5 protein-coding genes are annotated in these 6,071 nt (G+C 66.7%); 4 read left to right on the plus strand and 1 reads right to left on the minus strand.

The window, feature by feature from the left end; all coding sequences use genetic code 11:
- Positions 1-30: 30 nt before the first annotated feature.
- Positions 31-1,005, minus strand: a complete 975-nt coding sequence (locus ACNPP0_RS07860) for a TRAP transporter substrate-binding protein (RefSeq protein WP_332613468.1) — start codon at positions 1,003-1,005, stop codon at positions 31-33.
- A 101-nt stretch (positions 1,006-1,106) separates the two neighbouring features.
- Between ACNPP0_RS07860 and ACNPP0_RS07865 the strand changes: the two genes are divergently transcribed.
- The 4 genes from ACNPP0_RS07865 (at position 1,107) to ACNPP0_RS07880 (ending at position 6,025) form a co-directional block, all read left to right on the plus strand.
- Positions 1,107-3,638 carry an ABC transporter permease gene (locus ACNPP0_RS07865; RefSeq protein WP_448705549.1) on the plus strand — a complete coding sequence of 844 codons (2,532 nt, stop codon included), beginning with the start codon at positions 1,107-1,109 and terminating at the stop codon, positions 3,636-3,638.
- A complete protein-coding gene (locus ACNPP0_RS07870) occupies positions 3,638-4,060 on the plus strand; it encodes a group II truncated hemoglobin (protein WP_448705550.1) in 423 nt (140 codons plus the stop codon). The genes ACNPP0_RS07865 and ACNPP0_RS07870 overlap by 1 nt, the downstream gene beginning before the upstream one ends.
- Entirely contained in the window at positions 4,050-4,781 is a 732-nt protein-coding gene (locus tag ACNPP0_RS07875; RefSeq protein WP_120154558.1) for a 3-deoxy-D-manno-octulosonic acid kinase, read from the plus strand. The genes ACNPP0_RS07870 and ACNPP0_RS07875 overlap by 11 nt, the downstream gene beginning before the upstream one ends.
- Positions 4,782-4,921: 140 nt before the next feature.
- The gene (locus tag ACNPP0_RS07880; RefSeq protein WP_104143288.1) at positions 4,922-6,025 is read left to right on the plus strand and encodes a polyamine ABC transporter substrate-binding protein; all 1,104 of its coding nucleotides are present in this window, start codon (positions 4,922-4,924) and stop codon (positions 6,023-6,025) included.
- Positions 6,026-6,071 lie beyond the last annotated feature (46 nt).

Raw genomic sequence — 6,071 nt, forward strand, 5'->3', positions numbered from 1 at the left:
GGCGCGGCGCCCGCACGGGGCGCCCGCCGCTTACTTGGTGTCGCGGATCGAGTCGATCAGCTTCTTGTCGAACTTCTTGTAGTACTCGGGGTAGGCCGGCTCGACAGCGGCGGCAAAGGCGGCGCGGTCCACTTCGGACACCTGCATGCCTTCTTTCTTCAGCTGTTCAACGCCGGTCTTCTCGATGTTGTCCACATAGGCGCGCATGGCCATGGCGGATTCCTTGCCGGCCTTGTCGAAGTTGGCCTTGTCGGCGGCCGACAGGCCTTCATAGACGTTGGCCGACATCAACACCAGCGCCGGGCCGTACACGTGGCCGGTCAGCGACAGGTACTTCTGCATTTGCGACAGTTTGGCCGAGGTGATGACCGACAACGGGTTTTCCTGGCCGTCGATGGTGCCTTGCTGCAAGGCGGTGGCCACTTCGGGCCAGGCCATGGGCGTGGGCAGGATGCCGATCTGGCGGAAAGCCGTGATGTGGATCGGGTTTTCCGTGGTGCGGATCTTCAGGCCCTTGGCGTCGGCCGGCGTCTTGACCGGGCGCACGTTGTTGGTCAGGTGGCGAAAGCCCTGCTCGCCCCAGGCCAGGGCGATGATGCCGCGGCTGGGAAACTTGGCCAGCATGTCCTGGCCGATCTTGCTGTCCAGCACGGCGCGCGCGTGTGGCAGGTCGCGCAGCAGGAAGGGGATATCGAAAACCCCCGTCTCGGGAACAAAGTTCAGGGTGGCGCCGGTCGAAACGATGGCCAGGTCGATGGTGCCGATCTGCAAGCCTTCGATTACTTCGCGTTCGCCGCCCAGCGCGCTGTTGGCGAATTGCTGTACCTTGTATTTGCCGTTCGACGAGGCTTCGATGGACTTGGCCATGGCGTCGGCGCCCGCGCCGTAGTGCGACGAGGTCGACAGGGCGTAGGCCATCTTCAGGGTGGTCTGGGCTGCCGAGGGCAGGGAGGTGGCGGCCGCGCAGGCGGCCAGAATCGTGGCCGCAAGCCAGGATTTACGCATTGTCTTCTCCGGTATTAGGTATCTTTATGGGCGGCGTTGCCGCCCGCCCCGGGATGATATCGGGATTCGGACGGCCAATAAGCGGTTTTTAACATTGATGAATGATGGATTTCCCTGATATGTCACAGGCCAAGCGCCCCGGTTTCTGGTCCACCCTGCGCCTGGGCGCCAGGATGATGATGCGCGACGCCCGGGCGGGCGAACTGCGCTTGTTGGTGCTGGCCTTGGTGGTGGCCGTGGCCGCCGTCACCAGCGTGGGCTTTCTGGCAGACCGCGTCGGCCGGGCGCTGGAACGCGATGCGGGCCAGATGCTGGGCGCCGACCTGGTGCTGGACGCCGACGAGCCCGTGCCTGCCGCGTTTCTGGACCAGGCCCGCGAACGGGGCCTGACCCTGTCCAGCACCTGGCAGTTTCCGTCCATGGTGGGCGCGGGCGACGGCGCCCAACTGGCCGCGCTCAAGGCCGTGGAACCCGGCTACCCGCTACGCGGCGCGTTGCGCGTGGCCGACGCCCCGTTCGCGCCGGACGCGCCCACCCGCGACATCCCGCCCCAGGGCGCGGTGTGGGTAGACGCCCAGTTGCTGTCGCTGTTGAACCTGAAAGTGGGCGACACGCTGAACGTGGGAGACGCCCATCTGCGCGTGGACCGCGTCATCACGTACGAGCCGGATCGCGGCATGCAGTTCGTCAACGTAGCGCCGCGCGTGCTGCTGCGCGCCAGCGACCTGCCCGCCACCGGCCTGATCGCGCCCGGCAGCCGCATCGGCTACGCCATGCTGGTGGCCGGCCAGCCGGACGCCGTGGCGGGGTATGCCACCTGGCTGAACCAGAACCTGAAGCGGGGCCAGAAAGTGGCCACGCTGGAATCGGGCCGGCCCGAAGTGCGCCGCACGCTGGACCGCGCGCAGCGCTTCCTGTCGCTGGTCGCCTTGCTGGCGGTGCTGATTTCCGCCGTGGCGGTCGCGCTGGCGGCCGGCCGCTACATGACGCGGCACCGCGACGGCATCGCCGTCATGCGCTGCCTGGGGGCGGTGCAATCGCAGGTGTCGCGCATGTTGACGCTGGAATTCGCGCTGGTTGGCCTGTTTGCCTCGGCGGCGGGGTGCCTGCTGGGCTTTGCCGTGCACCAGGTGCTGGTGATGCTGCTGGGCTCGCTGATCGATACCCGCCTGCCCGCGCCGTCCGCGATACCCGCGTTGCAAGGGGTGCTGACCGGCCTGTTGCTGCTGCTGGGCTTTGCCTTGCCTGCGTTGGCGCAGCTGCGCCATGTGCCGCCCGCCCGGGTGCTGCGCCGCGACGCGGACACGCTCAGCGCCCGCAGCGCCGTTGGCTACGCGGTGGGGGCGGTCGGCTTCGCCTTGCTGATCTGGTGGTTTGCCGGCGACGCCAAGCTGGGCGCCGTGGTGGCGGGCGGCTTCCTGGGCGCTTTTGCCGTGTTCGCGCTGGTGGCCTGGTTGTGCATCCTGGGCCTGGCGCGCGTGCGCGGCCTGGCATCGGGCCTGCCCGCGTTGCGCTTTGCGCTGGCGGGCGTGGTGCGCCGCCGCGCCGCGACGATCACGCAGGTGTGCGCGCTGGCCGTGGGCTTGATGGCGCTGCTGCTGTTGACCATGACGCGCACCGACCTGATCCAGGGCTGGCAGCGCACGATGCCGGCGGATGCACCCAATCGTTTCCTGATCAACGTGCAGCCCGACCAGCGCCAGCCCGTCACCGACGCGCTGACCCGCGAAGGCCTGGGGGGCATCACGCTGTCGCCGATGGTGCGTGGGCGGCTGATTGCCATCAACGGCAAGCCGGTCGGCCCGGACGACTACGAAGAACCGCGCGCCAAGCGCCTGGTGGACCGCGAATTCAACCTGTCCTACGGCGACGAGATGCCGTCGTCCAACAAGATCGAGCAAGGCCGCTGGCTGACGCCCGGCGCTTCCGAGGTGTCGCTGGAATCCGGCCTGGCCAAGTCGCTGGGCCTGAAACTGGGCGACAAGATGACCTTTGACGTGGCCGGCCAGCAGGTCGAAGCCGCCGTCACCAGCACCCGCCGGGTGGATTGGGATACGATGCGCGTCAACTTTTTCGCCATCCTGACCCCCTCGGCGCTGGCCGACATGCCCCAAAGCTGGATCACCTCTTTTTACCTGCCGCCTGAAAAAGCGGCCGTGCTGCCCGCGCTGGTGCGCCAGTTTCCCAACCTGACCGTGTTCGACGTGGGCGCCATCCTGCAACAGCTGCAATCCGTGCTGAACGAAGTGGGCAAGGCGGTGCAGCTGCTGTTTTTCTTCACGCTGGCCGCGGGCGTGCTGGTGCTGTCGGCCGCGCTGACGGCCACGCGCGACGAGCGCATGCGCGAAGCCGCGGTGCTGCGCGCGCTGGGCGCCACCCGCTCGCAGCTGGCCCGGTCGCAGCGTATCGAGCTCTGGGCCGTGGGCGGGCTGGCGGGGCTGCTGGCGGCTGCCGGCGCCACCGCCATCGCCTGGGCGCTATCTACCCAGGTGTTCGACTTCACCATTACCCTGAGCCTGTGGCCGTGGCTGGCCGGCATCGGGGCGGGCATGCTGGGCGCCTGGGCCGGCGGCGCCATGGCGCTGCGCGGCGTGTTGCGCACGCCGCCGCTGGTCACCCTTCGAGAAACCTGATGACAACCCGAGTCCATACCATTAGCGAACCCGTGGAAAATCCCCGCAGTATCTTTGACCTTGTGGGCGGCGAACCCGGCGTGCGCGCGCTGGTCGACCGCTTCTATGACCTGATGGACATGGAGCCTGACCTGAAAGAACTGCGCGCCGCGCACGGCCCCAGTCTGGACGAGGCCCGCAACAAGCTGTTCTGGTTTCTGTGCGGCTACTTCGGCGGCCCCGACCATTACATCGAACGCTTCGGCCACCCGCGCCTGCGCGCGCGCCACCTGCCGTTTTCCATCGGCCAGGTCGAACGCGACCAGTGGGTGACGTGCATCGGGCGCGCCATGGAAGACCAGGGCATCGACCCCGCGCTGGTGGAGCGGCTGCTGGAATCGTTCTACGGCGTGGCTGACTGGATGCGCAATCGTGAAGGCTGACGACGCACGCTCGGGCGCGGTGCGCCAGGCCTGGCCCGCGCCGCTGGCCGGCGCCATGCTCAGCGATGCGCGCCTGGGCAACGCCGGCCCCGACATCTTCAACCCCGGCCACTATGGCGACCGGGCTCGGCCCGTGGACGCGGGCGGCCGCCAGGCAGCCTGGTTTGTGCAAGGGCAGGGTTGGCAGGGCGTGCTGCGGCGCTACCGACGCGGCGGCATGATCGCCCGCATCAGCCGCGACGCCTACCTCTGGAACGGCGAAGACCGCACCCGCAGCTTCCGCGAATTCCGCCTGCTGGCGGCGATGCGCGCCCAGGGTCTGGCCGTGCCCGCGCCGCTTGCCGCCGCCTACTGGCGCCAGGGCCCCATCTACCGCGCGGCCATCATCGTGGAACGCATCCCCGGCGTGCGGCCCCTGGCCCATGCGCTGGCCGAGCCGCTATGGGGCGCCGTCGGGCAGGCCATCGTGCGCATGCATCGCGCGGGCGTCTGGCACGCCGACCTCAATGCGTTCAACATCCTGATCGGCGCCGACAACCAGGTCTGGCTGATCGACTTCGACCGTGGCACGCAGGGCGCGCTGTCCGAACGCCAGCGCCAGGGCAACCTGGATCGCCTGCGCCGATCACTGGTCAAGGTGGCGGGCGAAGAGGGCGACCGCTACTGGATGAAATTGCGCGACAGCTACTGGACCGCCTGGGGCGTGGGCGTGCAGCCCTGACGCTGGGGCCGGCCCCGCCCGCGGTCGGCCGCTAATTGCGCGAACTCGCCGGTAAAGTTGGGCAGGTCATCGCTAAAAAGCTTTATCATTTCGCCTTTTGGTAGTCCTGACATACACGGCATACGGCAAGGGGGCACGCAATGGAACTAAGGGCGGGAATGCGCTGGGCGCTTGGGGCGGTGTTGGTCGCGGCATCGGCATCGTCGGCGGTCGCGCAGAACAAGGTCGTCAACGTCTACAACTGGGCCGAATACACGGCGCCGGACACGATTCCGGGTTTCGAAAAAGAAACCGGCATCAAGGTCCGCTATGACGTCTACGACAGCAACGACACGCTGCAAGCCAAGCTGCTGGCCGGCAAGTCCGGCTACGACGTCGTTGTACCGTCCACCCATTACGCCTCGCGCCAGATCGAGGCCGGGCTGTTCCAGAAGCTGGACAAGTCCAAGATCCCCAACTGGAAATACCTGGACCCCGAAGTGATGGCATTGGTCGCCTCCGTCGATCCCGGCAACCAGTACGCCATTCCGTGGGGCTACGGCACCAATGGCCTGGGCTACAACGTCACCAAGGTCAAGCAGATCATGGGCGACAACGTCGACCTGGCCAACTGGGACATGATCTTCAAGCCCGAGAACGCCGCCAAGCTGAAAGAGTGCGGCATCTCGATGCTGGACGAAGCCGCGCAGGTATTCCCCGCCGTGCTCAAGTACCTGGGCAAAGACCCCAACAGCACCAACGCGGATGACTACAAGGCCGCGCTGGACGTGCTCAAGCAGATCCGCCCGTACATCCGCCAGTTCAGTTCGTCGGGCTATATCGACGAACTTGCCGTGGGCGACCTGTGCATGGTCTACGGGTTTTCGGGCGACGTGATGATTTCCCGCAAACGCGCGCAAGAAGCCAAGAAGTCGTATGAAGTGAACTACTTCATCCCGAAGGGCGGCGCGCCCGCGTGGTTCGACCTGATGGTCATCCCCAAGGATGCGCCGCATCCCGAGGAAGCCCTGGCATTCATCAACTACATCGAAACGCCGAAGGTGCACGCCGCCATCACCAACACCATGTTCTACCCCAACGCCAATAAAGAGGCGCGGCAGTACGTGGTGAAAGACGTGGCGGACAACCCCATGATCTATCCGCCGGCCGAGGTCTCCAAGACCTTGTATGTGATCAAGGCGCTGCCCTTGAACATTCAACGCCTGCAAAACCGGATGTGGTCCGAGCTGAAGTCTGGAAGATAAGTCATGAGCGATAGCCGTTACTCGGCGCCGCATACGGTGGAGCCGG

This window comes from Achromobacter semiaridum (genome assembly GCF_053543755.1).